The following is a 20,789-nucleotide window of genomic DNA, read 5'->3' on the forward strand; positions in this document are numbered from 1 at the left end:
TACGCCTCGAACACCTTTTCTAATGAAGCATTGATTGTGACGATACCCAAGATATTTTGTGAATTTTCTGGGATTGTTACTTTTAGATGAGCCATATAGTTATGCTCCTAGTTGTCAATTTTCTTCTAGTAGTTTTTCCAAGGCATCGAAGCGGGCACCCCATAGTTTTTCATACTCACTTAGATGCGCTGCGGCTACTTTGATAGTCTTTGCTTCAATGTGAATAACTTTCTCCTTGCCACTTCGACACTTGCTAACGAGTCCTGCTTTCTCAAGCACACTGACATGTTTGGCTACCGCTGCCAAAGACATGGCATAGGATTGGGCTAATTCACTGATGGTGTATTTTCCTTTCGATACACGCTTAAGAATGTCTCGCCGTGTCGCATCAGCGAGAGCACCAAAAATCATATCAAGAGCAATACCTGATTCAACCATATGGTTGAATGATAAACCCCAATTAGTTCCGTGTCAAGTATCCTGGGCCTGCCCCTTCCCCTTTGGGCTATTACATTCTCCCAAAGCATGTAGCACGTAGCGCTAGTAGTCTGCCAAAGTCTTTTTGACAGGCAAGAAAAAAGTAAGGGGCAAAGATTTTTCCTATTAATAACTCTGGAGCTACTTCAGAATTGTACCCAATCAAGAGTGGAGTAACGCGTTCCCCGCTAGGGGTTGGCGTAGCCATCGCTCTTATTCTGTCTGGGTAAGTTTTTGTTGATATTCCTGATATTCCTTATCTTTATGCTGCCAGTACTTATCTACAGTTTCTTTCGCAGCCATAGCACCTTCGTACTCATCTCCACCTTGGGTTAGCAATCGCTGTTTAGTTTTTTTACGTAAATCAGAAACAATTTTTCCATTCACTTTACGTGTCTTTGACCAGTCTAAAATCGGTTGAGGGTAAGAACTATTATTAATGTATTTTTCAGTGATAATTTCTGGTAAGCTATACCCCTGTAGTGACGGTATCCAGTGATAGATAAAACTTCCATCTGAATCTTTCTCTGAAATATTTTTGTTCGGATTATATATTCTAAAAGTATCGCTCAGGGGATTGGTTACACCTGCTTGCATTTGCCATTGCCAATTATCAATTGCTAAATCGCCGTCTACTAAATAGTTCATATAATGTTTAGCTCCGTGATGCCATGAAATCCCACAGTTAATAGTCAAAAATGTGGCACACATCGCCCTCATGCGAAAATTCATCCAACCCATTGTTTTTAGTTGCCGCATACTAGCATCAACTAGAGGGAAACCTGTCATCCCTTCTTGCCAAGCTTGGTATAATTCTTGTTTTGCAGGCGATAATGCTTCTGGTATATACAAACTATCAAATTCTGGGTAACGGTTTTTGTAAGCTATTTCTGGGTAAAAATAAAGGCGCTGTGTAAAACTATCATGCCAGCGCAAACGGTCACGAAATGCTTTGAGAGAAAATTCTGCTTTCGGTTGACTTTTTAATTCTTCTGCCCTGGCTTTAGTGCTTTGATAGACACTACGAACAGAAATAGTTCCGAAAGTCAGGTAAGGTGATAAATGTGATGTTGCACCAAGCTGTGCCAACATTGGACGCGATAACTTCCAGTGATATCCTTGATATCTACTCTTCAAAAATGAGTCTAGTGTCGAGATTGCTTGCGTTTCTCCCCCTAGGAAATAAACTTTATCTACTGCCCAAAAACTATAATATTTCTGTTGAAGTTCTTCAAACGTTAGCTGTGGTAATTGAAGAGTTAATTGAGGTGTGTTAAAAGTTTGAGGTTTTTGATATTGAGGTTGTCTTTGGTAACTATAATATTGCTCAAACCACTCATGACGCTTTTCTTTCAACTGGAGAAAATTGTTTAATCCAACATGGTAATCAAGTTTTAATTCTTTATAGAAATCGATTACATGCTTGTCTCGACTGATACCATACTCTACCTGTACATCTCTGTTAAACCAAAGCTTAGGTTTATACCCAGAGTGCATTAATTGTCTAGTCAACTCTTGTAAAATATCTGTGGAATTGCCTTCAAATAAGTACAATCGACTTCCTAACTTCCGCAGGTTCGAGTCCAGGTTTTCTAAAGACTCAAATAAAAACCTGACTCTGGCGGTTCCCACATCAGCCCAAGTATAAAACCAAGGGTCAATAATAAACAATGGTAAAACTGCTGCACCATCAGCAGTTGCCAACGTCACAATCTCGTTATCAGTTAGCCGCAAATCTCGACGGAACCACACAAGGTGCATAACTCAACTTCTCAGCCTACAATACATTTGTACCAAATGGCTGTGATGTTTTTCTACCTAGCAATCAGATGGTTACAACTCATTGACCACATATTCAAACAGTGGCAGTTGAATAACTTGTGTTTGTTTCGCATTCTCCAGGTTGGACAATGCAATTCCTAACAACCTGATACTACGATTTTCAAGCTCAACCGCCTCAAACAATTCTGTGGCTGTGGTGAATATGGCATCAAACTCACGGGTGTAGTCGAGTATCGTCTTACTGCGCGTGATTTGCTGGTAGTCAGAGAACTTAATTTTCAGCGTTAACGTGCGCCCCTTTGTCTGGTGCTGCTCTAGTCGTTGCTGGACAATTTGGACAATCTGTTCGAGTTCATGTAGCAAAGCCGCGCGATCGCTCAGATCCACAGCAAATGACGTTTCTGCACCAATCGACTTGCGAACTCTGTTAGGCTCAACTATTCGGTCATCCTCTGCTCTGGCTATCTTATAGTAATGATGCCCCACCTTCCCAAAATGGTGGGTTAATTCTTTGAGCAATCGCCCCTTCAAATCAGCACCAGTGTAAATACCCAGAGAGTGCATTTTTGCTGCTGTTACTTCCCCAATTCCATGAAACTTTTCAATCGCCAAACCTTCCACGAAAGCTTCAGCTGACTGGGGTAGAATCACTGTTAGTCCATTGGGCTTGTTCTGTCCTGATGCCATCTTTGCAAGAAACTTATTAATTGATATGCCTGCCGTCGCCGTCAGGTTGGTTTCTTGTAGTATTCCTGCTTTAATGTGTCTGGCAATGGTGGAAGCGTAAGTTATATTTTGCTTATTTTCAGTCACATCTAAGTATGCTTCATCCAAGGCTACCCCTTCGACAAAATCGGTGTAGCGTCTGAATATGGAGTGGATTTGAGCAGAAACTTCTCGGTAAACATCAAATCTCGGTCTAACAAAGATTAATCCCGGACATTTGGCGAGCGCCACCACTGATGGCATGGCTGAGTGGATGCCGAATTTCCTTGCCTCATAGCTGGCTGCTGCTACCACACCCCTTTGATTTGGACTGCCACCAACTACTAATGGTTTGCTTCGGTATTGCGGATTGTCCCGCTGTTCTACTGATGCGTAAAAGGCATCCATATCAAGGTGAATTATCTTTCTTATCTGCTTATTTGTTGAGGCATCACACATTGATGCGATTAATCTTCCGAAAAATTCATGTTTGGGCAAGATAATTGAAAATTGATTTTTTATAGTACATTAGCACTAATTTACCGATTTTACCTGCTTTTTTATTGAAAGAGTCTTTGTAACAGCTTCGTAACAACAGCGTTAAGCTTAATTTAACAGCGTTTTGCCGTCACGTTGCTCACACATGGTAGGAGAGGGAGTAAAAGCATGACCATTGGTGTTTGGGTTCTTGGAGATCAACTTTGGGATGGGCAGTCAGCATTACTTAGTTGTGTGCAACAACGCCAACAGACTCCTGTGATTTTTATTGAATCTCTTGCTCATGCAGGGCAACTTCCTTATCATTTGCAAAAACTGGTACTAGTCTGGTCAGCAATGCGTCACTTTGCTGATGAACTTCGTTCCAAAGATTGGCCAGTTACATACACTCAAGCATTAGAATTCAACACACCTTTAAAAGAGTGGATTGAGCGGTATCAAATTACTGAACTGCGCGTGATGACTCCAACGGATCGTCCTTTTGCTGAGTTGATTCAAAAGCTAAATCTGACAATTCAAGTCACTTTCACACCCAGTAACCGTTTTATCTGGAGCGATGAAGAGTTCAAACAATGGGCGGCGGGGCGCAAACGCTTAATCATGGAGGATTTTTACCGCCAAGGGCGACAGCGGTTCAACATTCTCATGCAGGGGAATCAACCTGTTGGCGGACGATGGAATTTTGACCGGGAGAATCGCAAACCACCCAAAGTCAAACTGACCTTACCAGAAGCCTTATGGTTTGAACCTGACTCAATTACACAAGATGTTATTAACTTCGTCAAGCAATCTGAGACATTCAAAGAAAGTCAAAGTTACTGGCTCCTTGAGCCATTTCGTTGGGGAGTAACGCGCTCCTCAGCACAACAAGTACTAAGGTTTTTTGTCCAAACTCGATTGTCTGCCTTTGGCCCTTATCAGGACGCAATGGTCACAGGAGAGCAGACTATGTGGCACGCGATGCTTTCCCCTTATCTCAACCTGGGATTGCTTCATCCATTGGAAGTTGTTCAAGCAGTAGAACAAGCATATTTAGACAACAACAGTAACTGGGAGCTAAACAGCATTGAAGGCTTTATCCGTCAGGTACTTGGTTGGCGAGAGTATATGCACGGTGTTTATGTTTACCTAGATGATGAATATCCATCAAGTAACTGGTTTAACCATACTCATCCTTTGCCTGCTTTTTATTGGACTGGCGATACACAGATGAATTGTCTGCACCAAATTCTAACTCAGGTCAAACAAATCGGTTATGCCCACCATATTCAACGGTTGATGGTATTGAACAACTTTGCTTTGATTGCTGGCATTTCACCCCAAGAACTCAAAGATTGGTTTCATGCCGCCTTTATCGATGGCTACGATTGGGTCATGCAAACTAATGTTATTGGTATGGGTCAGTTTGCTGATGGTGGAATGATTGCATCTAAACCTTATGCTGCTTCTGCTAACTACATCAACAACATGAGTGACTACTGCAAAAATTGTGCTTATAACCATCGTGAGCGCAGTACAGATAATGCTTGTCCTTTCAACTTTTTTTATTGGGACTTCCTAGCTCGTCATTATGACAAGCTCAAAAACCAGCCACGCATGACTCAAATCTTGCGTAACTTGCAGCAAATTCCTCCATTGGAACTTCAAAAAATCCATTCTTTGGCTGATAATTGGCATACTATCTAAGCAGCCACTTGTCAACGTTAAAATCAATGCAGATAAATTGCTTAACGTTACCAGCAGTTATTGAGCTGAAGCTGCGTTTTTATTTCATTGAAGCGATCGCGGAACATACAACGCCTTAATTTATTACATGATTGCATCACCTCTGCTGCTTCCAGCTGAGTTTATACTCCCGTTCAACAGCCGCCAGCAGCTTCGCCTGCAACGATGACAGATACGGTTTGGCTTGCTTTCCCAATCCCTGCAACAGCCAATCCACAGCCTCATCGCGGCTGCCCACAGTATGCAATTGCCTCAAGCGCATACATAACTGTTGCATAAACTTGCAGTCATCATCCAAAAGTTCTAAAGATTTCAGGTGTTCGATTTTAATTGTGTAGTCCTCATCCCAGCACTGCACAGTACAACTGTAATCTCCTACGTGACTAACCACTCCCCAGCAACCGCCTTTGCCCCTCAAGTCTGGGTTATCTTTGGGCAAAAGAATGCAGATTTCCCCGACTTGGTAAGGATTCGGGATTTTGGTTCGCTCACGTATTTTATCTACAATATCTTGGACTATACGACCAGAAGGAATCTTACCACCAGCTTTATTCACTGCTTGCTGCCAAACTTCTCGTTGTTGCTGGGGTTCTAGATTTGTCATTGGGCGCACTTGCCGTTCATTCGTTGGCAAAATTTGTAAACCATTGGTTGACATTTTTGCCGCCTGTAAACCATTGGTTGACAAATTATCAATGACTTTCACTGATGCTATTTTCAGAGCCGCTGCCATGCGAGTAAAGCCAAAGCGATCGCGGCAGTATTCCTCGAATGTTTTGTGCGTCGAACGGTAAAGACGGCGATCGCGCAACTCCATGAGTGCCTTCCCCGCTTCGTAAAAAGCATGTTCTACTTTTCGCTCCAAATGCAGGCGGTCGCGCTGCTCTGACTCTGACAACTCCTCTGGAATTTCGACAGCTGTCACCTCAATTGTTACTGAAGCTGGGTTTTCCTTTTCAGGCTCAAGTGCTGGCTTTGGATCGCTAGATGCAGCAGAAGTAGCCTTTTTGCGTCTAGAGGCGGATTTGTTCATTCTGCCACCTCTCCATAGAAGGTGGTTGAACAGCTATTTAGTTGTATGATCATGGTAGTAATCTTATTTTAGTTATTCCCCACCCTTTGATTGAGGTTGGGGTTTTTATTAGCTTCTTCTATCTTTGCATTTGTCGTCAATTGCTTTATTTACAGACCGAACAAATTATCTTGTTTTCACTACTTGTTCAATCTTACCTAAATCACACACTATAAATGAGGCGTTTACTCAATTTCAAGTTGCATCTGTTTTTTGCCTAAAGCTTTTGACATTTGGATAAACATGAAACCTATCAAAAAATCTGAGCTACTGATTCTCAAGAAGTCTGTGACATCGCAGCCAACACAAGAGGAACTTTCTCAAGTTGATACTGCCTCTATTAATGAACCTGCCATTGAGCAACAGCCCCTGATTGAGCCACAAAGCCAAGCCACAGAATATCTTACTCGCTACGCTCCGGTGCAAGACTATCCCATACTTCAGTCTGCTAGTAACTCCGGGTGGCAACCGTCCGATATCTGGCGCGAGTTACGGGTTGATGAATTTTGTGATTGATAGCCCAGAAGCAATCGCTATAGATAAATCTGTGGCTGGCGAGCGGACAGTGTTGGGCCCAAACAAAGTATATAGGACTAGTACCGCAGGGCGGAATTCGCGCATTCAAAATTCAAGCAGGAATACAGCGTAGGCGTTTCATTGATTCGGAATGGGTGGTTTATTTACGCCGTGCTGTACTAGCCCAGAGAAGGTGTAACTTCAAATTGTGAAAATTGCTGCCACTCCAGCAAGCATTGTCTGTACTCGTCTTGTTCTAACAATGCTCCCCATAAGCTAAAGGGAACTGTACGTCCAGGGAAAAACAGATATTTTTGTGTTAGTTTCTTGAGCAATTCATTCGCTTGTTCTCTTGACAGAACTGGTAGAGGTTGAATTTCACTTTGAGTTGGTGCATCAGGACAGAATTGACGAGTTACCCACAGCAAATTGATATCTCGAGTTAGCTGTTGTGCGTCCAAAGAGTATGTGCGATTGCGTTGGTTATAATTACCTTGTTGTTTGAGTTGCAAATGAGTTGTGTATCCCCAAACTCTTACTAAACCATCTTCAGTATTCACTTGGACTGCCAAATAATAATCAGCCGCCCAACTAGGAATATCTACCCATTCTTGGGGAACGTGAATTTCACTAGTATCGATAGCTTGACTAGGAATCAGTACCAGTCGGGCTTGTTCAACAGTAATAGCTGTGCCATTTACTACTTCCTAAAAGCTTGATGCTGGTGTAGCTGTAATTCTCCATGCTGATTCTAACCAAGGTAGGACAGATAACAGAGCCAGTCGATTTATATAAGCACCAAACCGAATATTTAGTATCGATAAATACTGCTTTTGTTGCCAAGCTGTGTTTTGTTGAGATGGGGATATTTCTAATTGCAAATCCATTGGATATCTTCAGTAAATGTTCCAAAACTAGGCGTAGCCTTCAGAAAAAAACAGCCGACGTAGCTGCTTTTATTAAGTTTCTACCGAGAAGCTACTGGCATTCTCTGCCCCTGCACATGAGACTGCTTATTTTCTTATGCATACAAACTCCGCAACAATTAATTTCTATAAAATTGTTAATTGATTTACTTTCTGACCCTTAGCTCTACTTCTTGAAACTGTTTAAATTACGATCTGAAAATTATTATACATATTCACATGTATTTGAAAATTTTAATCCCAAAATATTTCTACTTAATTAGATGTTATAATTTTATAATATGATTATTAATTTTACAAATAATAAGTTTTATTTTTATACTTATTTTGGTGGATGTAATCTTGTTTTTAATCTCGAACGAGAACCATAAGTAATTATTTGTCTTAAAATCAAGCTTAAAACCAATATTTTCACTTGCAAAGTTTTTTGTAAGGTGTCAAGATTTATAAATGTTCATTTTGAAAAATAATTCTCGTGCTACCATTCTTAGGTTTTATATTTCTCTTTACTCCAGACTGAGGCAATTTGTTTAGCCATCTTATTGGCATCATTTCGATTCTTGTGGGCAGTAATACAGTATGAAAATTAGACAAATTGATAAAATTAAAACTCCTAGATTTATCCAACAAATCGAATCGATCCTAAATCCATTGGAGTTTTTGGAGCGTTCTGCCAAGGATTATGGAGATATTTTTTTTACTAATCCATTTGGTGATCTAGAAACTTTAGTTGTTACTCACCCCCTGGATCTTCAAGAGTTATTCAATCCTACAAATAAAATTCTTGATGCTCCAGGGGCTGCCAATGAACTCTTCAAACCTCAACTCGGAGAAAACTCATTAATTGTACAGGATGGAGAACGTCATCAGCGTCAGCGAAAGCTAATCATGCCTCCCTTTCATGGGGAACAGATGCTCATTTATGGGCAGCAAATTTGTGATATTACCCAACAAGCGATACAACACCTCAAAGTAGGTCAGACCTTTATTGCTCGTCATCTAAGTGAAGACATTACCATGACGATTATCTTAAAAATAGTCTTTGGTATTGAGCAGGAATCCAGATTTGAGAAACTGAAAAATTTAATGACAACTTGGCTCTCGTTGAATAGTTCACCACTCATCGCCAGTGCTTTATTGCTTCCGTCTTTACGAAAGGATTTAGGTGCTTGGAGTCCTTGGGGAAGATATCTTAGGAAGAGACAGCAGATTGATGAAAATCTTATGACCCAAATATTAGAGCGTCGCCAGCAAGTGCAATCGAGTCGTTTTGATATTTTAAGTTTGTTAATAGAAGCAAAATATGAAAATGGCGAGAGTATGAGTGATGCCGAACTAAGAGATAACCTCTTAACTTTACTTAATGCTGGTCACGAAACTACTGCTACTGCGCTCGCTTGGGCTTTGTACTGGATTCATCAACAACCACAAGTCTATCAGAAACTATTGGATGAATTACATGGTTTAAATACTCCCGACCCACTTAAAGTTGCTCAACTTCCTTATCTGACAGCAGTTTGTCAAGAAACTTTGCGTATTTACCCTGTAGTTCTGTTCACTTTTCCTAGAGTCACTGTGCGCTCTGTTAATTTAAGGGGATATCACGTTGCTTCTGGGACATTTGTAACACCTTCTATTTACCTAACTCACCGTCGAGAAGATTTATATCCCCAAGCAGATAAATTTCAACCAGAAAGGTTTATCAATCGTAAATACTCACCTTACGAATTTTGGCCTTTTGGAGCAGGTTCTCGTCAATGTCTAGGTCAAGTATTTGCTTTATTTGAAATGAAATTAATTCTGGCGACGATTCTCTTAAACTGTAAGTTGAAATTGGAGGATAAAGCCCCTGTTACTCCAACACGCCGAGGTTTTTTATTGGCTCCTAAAGGTGGAGTAAAAATGAGCATTAGGGATGAAATAAACTAGACTGTACATACGCATAAAGTATATTTTTTACTATTGAAGAATTCAGGAGTCAGAATTAATTAGTAGCGGGTCTGAATCCCCCACTAATTGTAGACCTCAAAATTTTCAATTTTGAGGGGGTTTTAAACCCGTTTATTTATCCACCCTTCGGCTTGGTGCAGTTGCTCATGGAGAAACCCCCAAGACCGCGCTGCTGACGCTCGAAGACTCGCTACCGCTTCGCTAACACCAGTCGCACAGAATTCAGACCTTATCCTGGCTCATGACTTCTAAATTCTATTTGATAAATCCTATTTAATAAAAAACAAGATTTCATATGAAACACTGGATAAATAGCTTCTTTATTTTAAAGTTTAGTTTTTTATATCAATTGTCATTATCATACCCAATTGCTGCTCAAATCGTTACTGATACTACCTTGCCTAACGATTCTAGTGTCACAACTCAAGGTAGCACTCAAATTATTAATGGGGGAACCAGAGCAGGTAATAATCTATTCCACAGTTTTGAACAGTTTTCTTTATCTACAGGTCATACTGCCTACTTCAATAATGCTTTAGATATCCAGAACATTATTAGCCGGATTACAGGTAAGTCCGTTTCTAACATCGACGGACTACTTCGCACTAACGGTGCAGCTAATCTTTTTCTGATTAACCCCAATGGCATTGTTTTTGGTTCTAATGCCCGATTAGACGTTGGTGGTTCTTTCTTGGCTAGCACAGCGAGTAGCTTAAAGTTTGCTGATGCAAAAGAGTACAGCGCAACTGCACCTCAAACTACTCCTCTGTTAATTGTGAGTGCGCCTATAGGCTTGAAGTTAAACAACAATCCCGGTGAGATCCGCGTGCGAGGTGCGGGAAATAATTTAGCTATTTCTTCCTTATTTTCACCCGTTTCAGGAGCAGGTGCTAGCTCCAAGGGTTTACGAGTTTTACCGGGGAAAACCTTAGCCTTGATAGGGGGTAACATTGCTTTAGAAGGAGGCAATCTGACAGCACCGGGAGGACGGGTAGAACTGGGTAGCGTTGTTGATGGAACAGTTAGTATCAACCCGACAACTTCTGGCTGGGTGTTCGGATATCAAGGATTGCAAAACTTTCAAGATATTGTCATGTCTAAACAAGCATTGGTAGATAGTAGCGGCTCAGGAAACAGTGCTATTCAATTAGTAGGAAAACAAATTTTTTTTACTGAAGGATCGCTTGTATTGATTCAAAATCAAGGCGATCAAGCCGGAAGCGGTGTAAATATAAAGGCTTCAAATTTACTTAAAATAAGTGGAATCTCCTCGGATGGAACGATTCCAAGTGGAGTTGAAGTAGAAACTTTAGGAGGAAGTGTAGGTGATGTTGTAGTTTCTACTAAGTCTTTGAGTTTTGAAGATGGAGCAGTTATAAATAGCAAGGCATTTACAGAAACAAGTGCTAGTAACATAGTTTTAAATGCTTCTGAATCTATAGAAATTAAAGGATTTTCTTTGATTAACCCTATTTCTGCTAATATTGCTAGTGGCGTTGGTACATATACTTTTAGTACTGGTAAAAGTGGAAATATTACAATTAATACAGGGCAATTAACTGCTTTGGATGGAGGTACTGTAATATCTGGAACTTTTAGTTCTGGCACGGGCGGAGATTTGATCATTAATGCGAATCGTAGTATTGAACTGAGTGGATTTATTCCTATCCTCTTTTCTCCAAGTCAAATAGCTGTAGGAACTTATAATTCTGGTAATTCCGGTAATTTGAAAATTAATTCCCCTGAAATTAGATTACAAAACGGCGGCTTTATAGCTTCTTATACTTTTTCTAGTGGTAATGCAGGAAGTATTACAATTGAAGCTCCTAATTTTATAAATATTACAACGCTTGCAAACACAAACGATGTATCTTATGAATTTTTGTCTGGAATATCATCTTATGCAGTAGTTCCTCCTCCCTTAATACAAAAAATACTGGGTTTATCTTATAAGGTAAGTGGAGATGCTAGTGATATAAAAATAAAAACTGCACAACTATCTCTCTCTAGAAGCTCGATTGCCGTAAGTAATTTAGGCTCTGGTTTAGCAGGGAAGCTGGATATTAGTGCAAATAAAGTTTTTTTAACAAATGATTCTTCTATTAGTGCTGTAACAGCATCTGGAAATGGAGGAAACATCTTTTTAAAAGCTAACCAAGTACTATTAAGTGACGAAAGTACTATTAGTGCTACTGCCAGCAATTTACAAGAGGCTCTGCGTCTTTTAAATATACCTAGCAACTTTTCTGATAATCTTAGCCCAAATGGATTTGGTATCGGTGGCAACATCACTATTGACACAGACATCCTGACTGCTTCCAACAAAAGTGCTATCACAGCCAACGCTTTCCTTGGGCAGGGCGGGAATATCCGCATTAATACACAAGGACTGTTGATTTCGCCTGACACAAGGATTACAGCGAGTTCCGAACGAGGTATTGACGGCACAGTAGAAATTAACTTTCAAGATAGAAATCCTAGCCAAACTAAAGTGCAACCAGAAGCGATCGCACAAACTCCAGAGGTAGCATCAGTATGCCAGGGTCGTTCTGGCTCAGTAGCAAGTAAGTTTGTGAATGTTGGCACTGGGGGGCTGCCAGCTAGTCCTAAAAAGCAAGTGTATAGCAATTTTGGTTGGCAGGAAAATTCTATTCCTCAGTCTATTGATAATTCAGAACAACCTAAAACACTAGTAAATGACGAACCGACAAAGATTGTAGAGGCTCAAGGTTGGATGCTGAATTCCAGTGGAGATGTGGTCTTAACCGCAGAAGCTAATCCAGTCACTGCTAATAACTCTTTGTCTGCTCGTTCGTGTTCTACAGCTAATTCAGAAGTAAAAAATGACTAGCTTTCAATATTGGTTTAAGTACTTAGTTCTAAGCATTAGTCTCAGTTTATTTATCGTTATGAGTCAACCGTCTTTTATGCTGGCTCAGGTTGTCAGCAAACAAACGCAACACCAAAAGGCGCAAATATTGACTCAAAAAGGACACGAGCTACTCAATCAAGGGCAAGCAACAGAAGCGTATGAGGCTTGGAAACAAGCGTTAAAAATTTATCGCCAACTCAATTTAGCTGAAGGCGTTACTGGTAACTTAATTAACCAAAACCTAGCCTTACAAGCTTTAGGTTTGTACCCGCGTGCCTGCAAGACAACTTTAGAAGCTTTGAAGATGGATATGTGGATTTGCGATCCCTCCTCAAACCAACCAGATGAATTTACCGAAGAGAGACTGAAAGTAGCGATTCAGAAAGTAGCTCCAACTCCTATCAATTTACTCGCATTACATAATTTAGGAGATGCTTTGCGCTTAATTGGGAAGCTAAATGAATCTGTTGTAGTCTTAGAAAAAACACTATCGCTTGTTCATCAGGTAACACCAGAAAAGGATGCTAGCGGAATAAAGCTTTCATTAGTTGTTAGCGAACAATATATTTATGAGAGAGCGCGAGATAGATATTACTGGATATCAGAACCAGCTTTCAAAAAAGAAACTGTCAATTTTATTAAAAAACAAGCACTCAAATTACTCAATGATCACCAGTTACTGATTGATACTCCAAGCATATCAATAGCAATAAAACTACAGTCACAACTACAGCGTTTGAGTTTACTGTTAGACTTTTCCAAATGGCTGGCAAGCGAATCTAACTCAGGCAATAGACAGTTAGTTACTATTCAGCCTCAAATTAATCAACAGATTCAACCTTCAGTAGAGGGAATACTAAAAAATTCTTCTGTCTTCTCTGAATTACCTGCTAGTCAATCTATTTATGCCAAGCTGAACTTTGCTGAAAGTTTGAACCAAATAAGCAACGAACAATTACATTCACTAGCTATTCAGTATGCAACATCTGCTTTACATACGGCTAAAAGCACAGATAACAAACGTTTACAGTCTGAGAGTTTCGGCACTTTGGGTAAATTAGAAAAGCAAGCCACACGCAAGCAAGCCCACCTTGAACAAGCTATGACTTTAGCCCAATCAATTCAAGCGTGGGATATTGCTTACCATTGGCAGCAGCAATTGGGGGGTTTATACAAAAAGCAGGGCAAATATCAACAAGCCCTTGAAGCTTACAGTGCTGCAATTAATAACCTAACTCAAGTTCGTGATAATCTTCTAGCAAGTAACGTAGATTTACAGTTTTCATTTTATGAGAAAGTAGAGCCTGTTTATCGTGAGTATATGCGATTACTGCTCTTGTCTCCCAACCCAAACCTAGAAAAAGTAATTCAAACGAACCAACAACTGCAAATAGCAGAACTAGAGAACTTCCTTCGCTGTGGTAAACTTGACCTTGTACCTTTAAATAATCTCCAGAAATTGCCTAGCACCGCTGCAATAGTTCACGTTATTGATTTAGGCAGCAGTATAGAAGTAATTGTCCAATCCCCAGACCGTTCTCTTCACTATAACTCTGTTGACGCTCAGTTAATTAGAAGCTATGTCAATAATCTACTAGATATTTTACAGTCATTGAGATTTTCATCTAGTAATGACATTGATATTATCTCACATTCTCAAAAACTTTATAACTTACTCATTGCACCTCTCAAGACATATTTAGACTCATCAGGAACACTAGTGTTTGCTTTAGATGCATCTTTTCAAAGTTTACCGATGGGATTGCTCCATGATGGCAAAGACTATTTAGTAAACCAATACAGTATTGCAGAATCTGTAGGTTCCAAAGTTCAACCACCATTATCTTTATCTAAAAAGCAGTTAACAGCATTAATCGCTGGACTCAGCAAGGAGAGTCCCAGCTTTTATGACGAAAATGCTCCCAAAGGTTTGACAGCATTGCCAGGAGTAGCAATAGAAATAGCAGATGTTAAAAAAGAAACTACTTCATCAAGAGTGTTACTAAATGAAAAGTTTACTAGTCTACAGTTTCAAAAAGAACTAACTAAAAATGATTTTCCAATTGTTCACATCAGTACTCACGGACAATTTAGTTCTAACTCTGATAAAACTGTATTTTTAGCTTATGACAAAGCGATTAACATCTTAGAATTTGATAGTTTACTAAAAAATAAAGTTCAGCAGAATGAAAATGCAATCGAGTTACTAGTTCTGAGTGCTTGCCGAACAGCTAAAGGCAACAAGCGATCAATCTTGGGAATCGCTGGAGTGGCAGCACAAGCAGGCGCACAGAGTATAATCGCTAGCTTGTGGTTAGTAGATGATGAATCCACCGCTTTACTCATGCAAAAGTTCTACGAGGGATTGAAAAATAGGTTGACTAAAGCAGAGGCACTACGTCAAGCGCAGTTAAGTTTATCCTCCAATTCTCGATACAAGCATCCTTATTTTTGGGCAGGATTCGTTCTGGTTGGCGGATGGTTGTAAAATTTCATGGTCTGACAACCATAAGTTGATCAAAATGATCAACTTATGGTTGTCACCATTAATGATCGACTTATGCTTGTCAGTTATGTGTTGTGTCCCACAAAAGTTTTAAGTTTGTTCACATCAATCCGCGAGAGTAAAACTAGTAACCTAGTTCCCTACGCACTTCTTGTAATATTTGTTGAATATATTTTTTCTTAAAAACCAAAGAATGTCCTAACATTTGCCGTGATACAGATCCACTGGTTGGATTAATCCCTCTACTATGAAGCTCAAGTGCAATGTCCCGAACTTGTTGCTCAAGCTCTGCTTGACTTTGCTCAACAAGCATTTTGCTGTAAGTGGCATGTCGTTGCGAGATAGCGTTACACAGAGCCAAACAATATCGACGCAGAAGATCCTTTGAGGTTTTGAGTCGTCTTGCAACTTCTTTTAACGAAGGTGGTGGAAATTCTGTCTCAATAATAGTTTCTAATTGGTAACGGATTGATTCAAATCGCTGATTTTTCTTGTAATCTGCATATCGAACGGAAATAGCATGAGATAATTCTGGAAATCTGTACCGTAGAGTGGTTCGCTCTGTCTTCAAGCGTTTGACGATCTCTTGAGTCGGCGGTGGTGGAAATTCATGGAGTGCTGCAAGCAAAGTTGTGTGAGCTAGAGCCACATTGAGTCGCTTTCTACGTTTTGGTTGGTTTGTTTGTTTTGGTTGCGTCTTTACTGAACCGATACTGTTAAAACTCATGTCTTCAATTGATTGTGTCAGAAAATCCCACAACGAGATTTCCAAAGAATTACAAATTTGTAATAACTGAAATAATTGAGGAACACTTTTAGAATGCAACCAATTATGTAAGGTCGAGTCTGGTTGCTGAGTCAATCGACATAAAGCATTGATATTACCTTTTGTCAGTTGTTGTACATAGGCTGACAATACAGTTTTGATACGAGTTTTTGGGATTAAAGACGTTAAATTGGGAGTTTTTGCTAGGAGTTCACTCACGTTTTTGACCACCCAACACTGCCAATTCAATTCTTTGTGTGATAGTGTTTCTGAACTATCTTCAACCTCCAAAGTAGTTCCAAGCCATCCCCCGCATTTCGAGCAGTATCCAGGTGGCAACGAAGTAGCCGTTAACAAACATGAGGTTTGAGCGCACTGAGGACACTGCTGAAGTAAGGGTTGATGATGCTGCGGACAAATCTCGACAACCTTTAAGCTCCAAATTAAGGGTTCGTATACGATTTGATTTGTACTTTGCCACTGTTGATAACACTGGGGACACCACGTTCGTTTGTTTCGGAACAATCGCATTGCTGATATTACTTCTGCCCAAGGCTGCATTGTCAGCAGATGTAACTCATCTCGCCCTGTCAACTGTTTAAGTATTGTTGTAATATTACTGGCTGTAGTCTGCATCCCATTGCACATGCTAGTGTTTATGTAATTACCACCCCAAATTGCTTGGATGTTAATTTGGTGTTCATGAGGTGAAACATTTGAGATCGCCAGGGGTGCAATACTTGTTGTGACCAATACTCCTGGTACAACACAATGTTCGTAAGCAAGACGAATTAAATAACTTGTCAGGCTCTCTACCATTGAGGTGCCGATGCCAATTGGGTCAAGTGAATATAATGCACTGCGCTTTGGAACCGCAGGTAATTGCAGATCATAGACTTCGAGAGAATTGAGTTGATTAAGGCTTGTATTATTCATTTTTTAATGGGATCTCGTTTGGGATTTCGCTTAAACTTTTTAGATACCTGTTTTGTGGGTAAAGGTATGTCTGTTGCTACCTGTGGTGGGCTGGGCTGCTGTTGAGACTTCGCCTGGGTTAAACCGAGCAATAAACGCAATTGATTCTGTTTGGCTCGACTATCCGTTAATGCTTCCTCACCGTCAATTGCCTCAATTGCCATCCGTTCACAATCTGAAGCAGGCTTTGCAGTTGCTATCAAGTGGTCAAGCGTCAATGTACTAGCTGCTTCAGAAAGCGCTAAATCGTAGGCATCGGTTAGCCAGTCCTTAAGAGTTCCTATATTTCCGATACTACGCTCGTAACAAAACTCCCAATACTTCTGCCGTAGTGGAGGCGGTTGAGAAAATGCTAGCCGATGCTGAAAATGCTCAAGCACACGCTTAAATTCCTTGAGTTCACTATCAATCTCCAAGCGATAGCGCCCAAAATGAATCGTTTTCGTGCGTCGTCGCAATTGGGGGCTAAGGTTCAAAAACTTGAGTAATTGGTAGGTTCCAAAACCCATCCAAGGAACTTGGCTCGCATCTACGGCAGACTTTACACAATCCATATGAGCTTCGAGTTGTTCTGGCCCTGCCATTTTGCCAATGTGCTGAAATTCATCTACAGCGAGAACATACGGCTTGCGATGGGTCAAAGCTTTAATCATGGCTAGCCGCAGGGCATCCTCCGTTACTTTTTCCGCGATTCTAAGAACTCCATCTGCTCCACGTACGATGTTACCGTTGTGATAGTTAATCTTTTGGTCAATTCCAGGTTCATCCACCGCAGTCAAAATTAGCAGATAAAGGTTTTTCCAACGAAACGTTCCTCGCCCTGGTGCTGGTGCATTGACAGAAACAATCGGTAGCCAACTCACGGCTTTTGTCATCTGCTCTAAACTTTCTTCCAAAATTTTCTTAATCAGTAACCGCAGTAATGTTGACTTGCCGACACCGGAAGGGCCAATTACCATCAGAATAGATGCCCCTGCCGGTTCACGGATAGCACGATGCGCCTGATTGTACGCAGTGATTAAATTGTGATGCATAACCGTAATGTCTGGCTTTTTAAAGTAATCCAGGCGCACTTGAGCAGGTTGATCTAACAGTTCTGGTGGAAAGCGATAATATTGGCTGGAATTACCATTCTGGGAGGGGTTCAAACTCTTCATTTGCTTCACACTCCTGATGAAATTCTAAATCTTCAGGCGTTGTAACAGTCTGTACATGATTATTCATCGGGTTAGAAAATTCAGTCGGTAAATTTTTAGACGTTGAACCAATTGCTTCCTCGTCAAGGTAAGCATGGAGTTGTCTGAGTTCAGCATCACGTAGCTGCTGCGCTTGTACTAATTGTTTTGCCTGTTTCCAACTTGGTGTCAAAATGGCTTCCTCTTGTCGAATTCGGAGGAAAAACTGAGCTAATTTTCTGCCCGTAATCGAGTCAAATTGCTTGGGTTGAATTTGATTTAACTTTTTGAGTTCAGCGGCTGCCAGCATCAAACCACGTTCTGAGCAGCCTTGTAGTTCTTGCAAATACTCTGAATGGCATTCAACCCACTCTCCATTCACATAGGCATATGCAATGGTGATATCAAATGGATCATACTTAACATCGACTCTTGTGTTAAAAATTTGAGCGAAACAAGAATGCCAGTAATAAAGATAATGAAGCTTAATTCCTTTACGAGTCACCAACCTAGTTCCTTTATGCTCTGCGGGTGAAGGCATTGATAAGCGCTTAAATTCATCCATTGAAACCAACACATGATTTCGCATTCCACCACGAGACATTCCTATGTTGAAGGCTTCACTTGGACTCATTCTTAAGGCAGGGTGGGGACTGGTATCGTAAACCTCGTAGCAATATTCACAAAAATATTGATAGAGTTTGCTCAATGTCCAAACAGCGTGATTTTTTGGATTAATACCCTTTGTTACTTGCCGAACATTCCGCATAATTTGCGTATTGCCTGCTAAATTGTGCCAAAATTCTTTGTCTGCAACACCAAAAAATGACTCAATTATCGAGCCAAATCTAGGCTTTGCTGCTGGTCGCTGCTTTTTCGTTACCTGAAAATAAGCAAGCAGAACTTCAAAGTCTGTACTCTCAAAGTCCTTACCACCATCAACTACAATGATTTGCGGCAGTCGTCCATAACGTTGAACACAAAGTCTCAGTACCATCATGTCTGAACGGTAGCTGGGTGTTTCAAAAGTCATATACACAGCTAGAATTCTTCGAGAGTAGGCATCGATAAGCAGCGTTATCCACGGTCTGCCAAAATTGGCAATTTTGAGCGACTCCGTGGGATTGATGCCTAAATTAAGCATCGTCGCACTCAACAATTCCACGTCGGCTTCAGTATGATCAATATGTGCAATCTCAAACGGACGCTCTCCATGAATTGGCGTTTCTTGTCCATGTAGTTGCCAGTAAGATATCGATTCCTGATAGGCGACTCTAGATCCTTTACGCTTTTTGAGTTGTTCTGCGCGAGGACGAGTGTTTATCTCCTGACGATAGGTTTCTAAACTAGGGGGTTGAAGATAGTGTTCTTCACACACTTGTTTAAATGATTGGTATGTTTGTCGAATTGAAGGTTGAATAAGCGTTTCATACTCAGTTTCGATGTGAGTTCTCATCACTTGGTGGACTTGCTCACTCATTTTAGGTAAATAATTGCCTTTGTCCTGATGACGAGGTAAAAGACCTAAATAACCGCGATTGTAGGTTCTTTCAGCCTGGCGATATTGACTTATCCAACGGCGCTGAGTTGGTGATGGCGGTGTTAATGTAGTTTTATTCAGAAATGGCTCAATTTGACTGTAACGAGCAGTGGCAATTCGCAGATCTGTTCGACTTGCATGTCGTAATCGCTGCTCAGTTTCATTTACAGTTTTATTTACGTTAGCTGGAACCTCTACGACTCTGCCCGTCTGCACTAAAGCTTCAAATACATGGATGGGAATTTCTTGAAATTGGTTATCTAAACCAAGTAGTGCAACACATTTTTCTCCAAAATTAAGGATGAGCCAAATATTTTCATCCCAATTAATTGACATTCCAGCAACAATATTGATTGATGAAGTGACAGGGACAGAAGCTTCTACAAGAGCTACGGCAGTTGCATAAGTTACAGCATCTTCTGCCGATAAAAAAACCTGTACCTGGTCAGGGCAACTTAACGGTGCAGCTTCAAGATCTACATACACTTGATTTGTAGCTATTAAAATATTTAAATCGTCAATCTTGATACCTTCTAGCTGCTGAACAAGCTCGGTAATGGTTATACCTCTGTGTGCCTGAATCAAAGCACAAACATCAGCAACCACTGTTGAATCAACGCTAATGTTATCACTGTGCCAGTAATCTTCTAGCCAAACAAAATTTCGTTGAAACGTTGAATTGAGTTCAGCATCTGAGCGAATTGCATAGTATAAATTTAAAGACGAAGCAAATCGTTCTCCAGGCGCACACCGCCATTGCCCTTGCTGCGTTTGCCCAAATCGATTTGGACTGGATTGAGATTTTTGCAGTAACTCTTGCTCGGTTTTACACTCCTCCCATCCAGCTGAGGTGAGTCTAATAACGAAGAAGTCTGGTGTGTGTAGAACACGTACAGGTCGCTGTCTCTTACTCAAGTAGTTCAGTTCAATTTGTGATGGCTGATCATAATATTCCAGCACTCCTGGCTCATGCTCTAGTTTGCAAATATACGCCAACTCATTGCGATGAGACTCAAACTGAATTATTCTTTGCATTTTGCGGCTTGGATAGCGCCCGCAGACGTTTCCAGCACCGCTTCCAACCCGCCGCGTTGGTTCTGAAAGCCGAATTTTTTGAATGATCTCACGAACTTGGGGCGAAAGACCAACACTACGACACCAATTGTCAAATTCTTCAGGTGTCAACATGGAGGAAAGTCCTCCAAATAGCTATAATTCCTAGCATACAAAAATTTTGAAGAACGCTTGCTAACTTTTATTAAGTTGGCACTTTTGATCAACTTATGGTTGTCACGCGGCTGCCT

General features: G+C 40.6%; 12 protein-coding genes and 1 pseudogene. 5 read left to right on the plus strand and 8 right to left on the minus strand.

Annotated features, from left to right (window positions below; genetic code table 11):
• Positions 1 to 114: 114 nt before the first annotated feature.
• The 3 genes from RMY31_RS13480 to dinB all read right to left on the minus strand — a co-directional run bounded on the left by RMY31_RS13480 (position 115) and on the right by dinB (position 3,423).
• Complete coding sequence (locus RMY31_RS13480; RefSeq protein WP_322657231.1) at positions 115 to 411, minus strand: metalloregulator ArsR/SmtB family transcription factor; 297 nt, start codon at positions 409 to 411, stop codon at positions 115 to 117.
• A gap of 279 nt (positions 412 to 690) precedes the next feature.
• Positions 691 to 2,238, minus strand: a complete 1,548-nt coding sequence (locus RMY31_RS13485) for an FAD-binding domain-containing protein (protein ID WP_322657230.1) — start codon at positions 2,236 to 2,238, stop codon at positions 691 to 693.
• Positions 2,239 to 2,310: 72 nt separating this feature from the next.
• The gene (gene dinB / locus RMY31_RS13490; protein ID WP_322657229.1) at positions 2,311 to 3,423 is read right to left on the minus strand and encodes a DNA polymerase IV; all 1,113 of its coding nucleotides are present in this window, start codon (positions 3,421 to 3,423) and stop codon (positions 2,311 to 2,313) included.
• Positions 3,424 to 3,630: 207 nt separating this feature from the next.
• On the opposite strand from dinB, the gene RMY31_RS13495 reads away from it, so the two are divergent.
• Positions 3,631 to 5,148: a cryptochrome/photolyase family protein gene (locus tag RMY31_RS13495; RefSeq protein ID WP_322657228.1), complete on the plus strand. Its 1,518-nt coding sequence runs from the start codon at positions 3,631 to 3,633 to the stop codon at positions 5,146 to 5,148.
• A gap of 136 nt (positions 5,149 to 5,284) precedes the next feature.
• Here the strand turns inward: RMY31_RS13495 and RMY31_RS13500 are convergent, their stop codons facing one another.
• Positions 5,285 to 6,220: a hypothetical protein gene (locus RMY31_RS13500; RefSeq protein WP_322657227.1), complete on the minus strand. Its 936-nt coding sequence runs from the start codon at positions 6,218 to 6,220 to the stop codon at positions 5,285 to 5,287.
• Positions 6,221 to 6,502: 282 nt separating this feature from the next.
• Between RMY31_RS13500 and RMY31_RS13505 the strand changes: the two genes are divergently transcribed.
• Positions 6,503 to 6,775 carry a hypothetical protein gene (locus RMY31_RS13505; RefSeq protein WP_322657226.1) on the plus strand — a complete coding sequence of 91 codons (273 nt, stop codon included), beginning with the start codon at positions 6,503 to 6,505 and terminating at the stop codon, positions 6,773 to 6,775.
• A gap of 179 nt (positions 6,776 to 6,954) precedes the next feature.
• On the opposite strand, the pseudogene RMY31_RS13510 reads toward RMY31_RS13505, so the two are convergent.
• A pseudogene (locus RMY31_RS13510) lies at positions 6,955 to 7,662 on the minus strand (DUF1822 family protein).
• A 618-nt stretch (positions 7,663 to 8,280) separates the two neighbouring features.
• Here RMY31_RS13510 and RMY31_RS13515 point away from each other — a divergent pair.
• The 3 genes from RMY31_RS13515 to RMY31_RS13525 all read left to right on the plus strand — a co-directional run bounded on the left by RMY31_RS13515 (position 8,281) and on the right by RMY31_RS13525 (position 15,011).
• Positions 8,281 to 9,630, plus strand: coding sequence for a cytochrome P450 (locus RMY31_RS13515; protein ID WP_322657225.1), 1,350 nt, complete (start codon positions 8,281 to 8,283; stop codon positions 9,628 to 9,630).
• A gap of 370 nt (positions 9,631 to 10,000) precedes the next feature.
• Positions 10,001 to 12,502 carry a filamentous hemagglutinin N-terminal domain-containing protein gene (locus RMY31_RS13520; RefSeq protein WP_409877909.1) on the plus strand — a complete coding sequence of 834 codons (2,502 nt, stop codon included), beginning with the start codon at positions 10,001 to 10,003 and terminating at the stop codon, positions 12,500 to 12,502.
• 58 nt (positions 12,503 to 12,560) lie between these two features.
• Positions 12,561 to 15,011 carry a CHAT domain-containing protein gene (locus tag RMY31_RS13525; RefSeq protein WP_322657223.1) on the plus strand — a complete coding sequence of 817 codons (2,451 nt, stop codon included), beginning with the start codon at positions 12,561 to 12,563 and terminating at the stop codon, positions 15,009 to 15,011.
• Positions 15,012 to 15,153: 142 nt separating this feature from the next.
• Here the strand turns inward: RMY31_RS13525 and RMY31_RS13530 are convergent, their stop codons facing one another.
• Genes RMY31_RS13530 through RMY31_RS13540 form a run of 3 tightly spaced genes read right to left on the minus strand, consistent with a single transcriptional unit; the run spans position 15,154 to position 20,673 of the window.
• Positions 15,154 to 16,731, minus strand: a complete 1,578-nt coding sequence (locus RMY31_RS13530; RefSeq protein WP_322657222.1) for a TniQ family protein — start codon at positions 16,729 to 16,731, stop codon at positions 15,154 to 15,156.
• Positions 16,728 to 17,927 carry an ATP-binding protein gene (locus RMY31_RS13535; protein WP_322657220.1) on the minus strand — a complete coding sequence of 400 codons (1,200 nt, stop codon included), beginning with the start codon at positions 17,925 to 17,927 and terminating at the stop codon, positions 16,728 to 16,730. The genes RMY31_RS13530 and RMY31_RS13535 overlap by 4 nt, the downstream gene beginning before the upstream one ends.
• On the minus strand, positions 17,896 to 20,673 hold the full coding sequence (locus RMY31_RS13540) for a Mu transposase C-terminal domain-containing protein (protein ID WP_322657219.1): 2,778 nt from the start codon (positions 20,671 to 20,673) through the stop codon (positions 17,896 to 17,898). The genes RMY31_RS13535 and RMY31_RS13540 overlap by 32 nt, the downstream gene beginning before the upstream one ends.
• Between the last annotated feature and the right edge of the window lie 116 nt (positions 20,674 to 20,789).

The sequence above is a fragment of the Dendronalium sp. ChiSLP03b genome, from assembly GCF_034531165.2.
Lineage (GTDB): Bacteria > Cyanobacteriota > Cyanobacteriia > Cyanobacteriales > Nostocaceae > Dendronalium > Dendronalium minutum.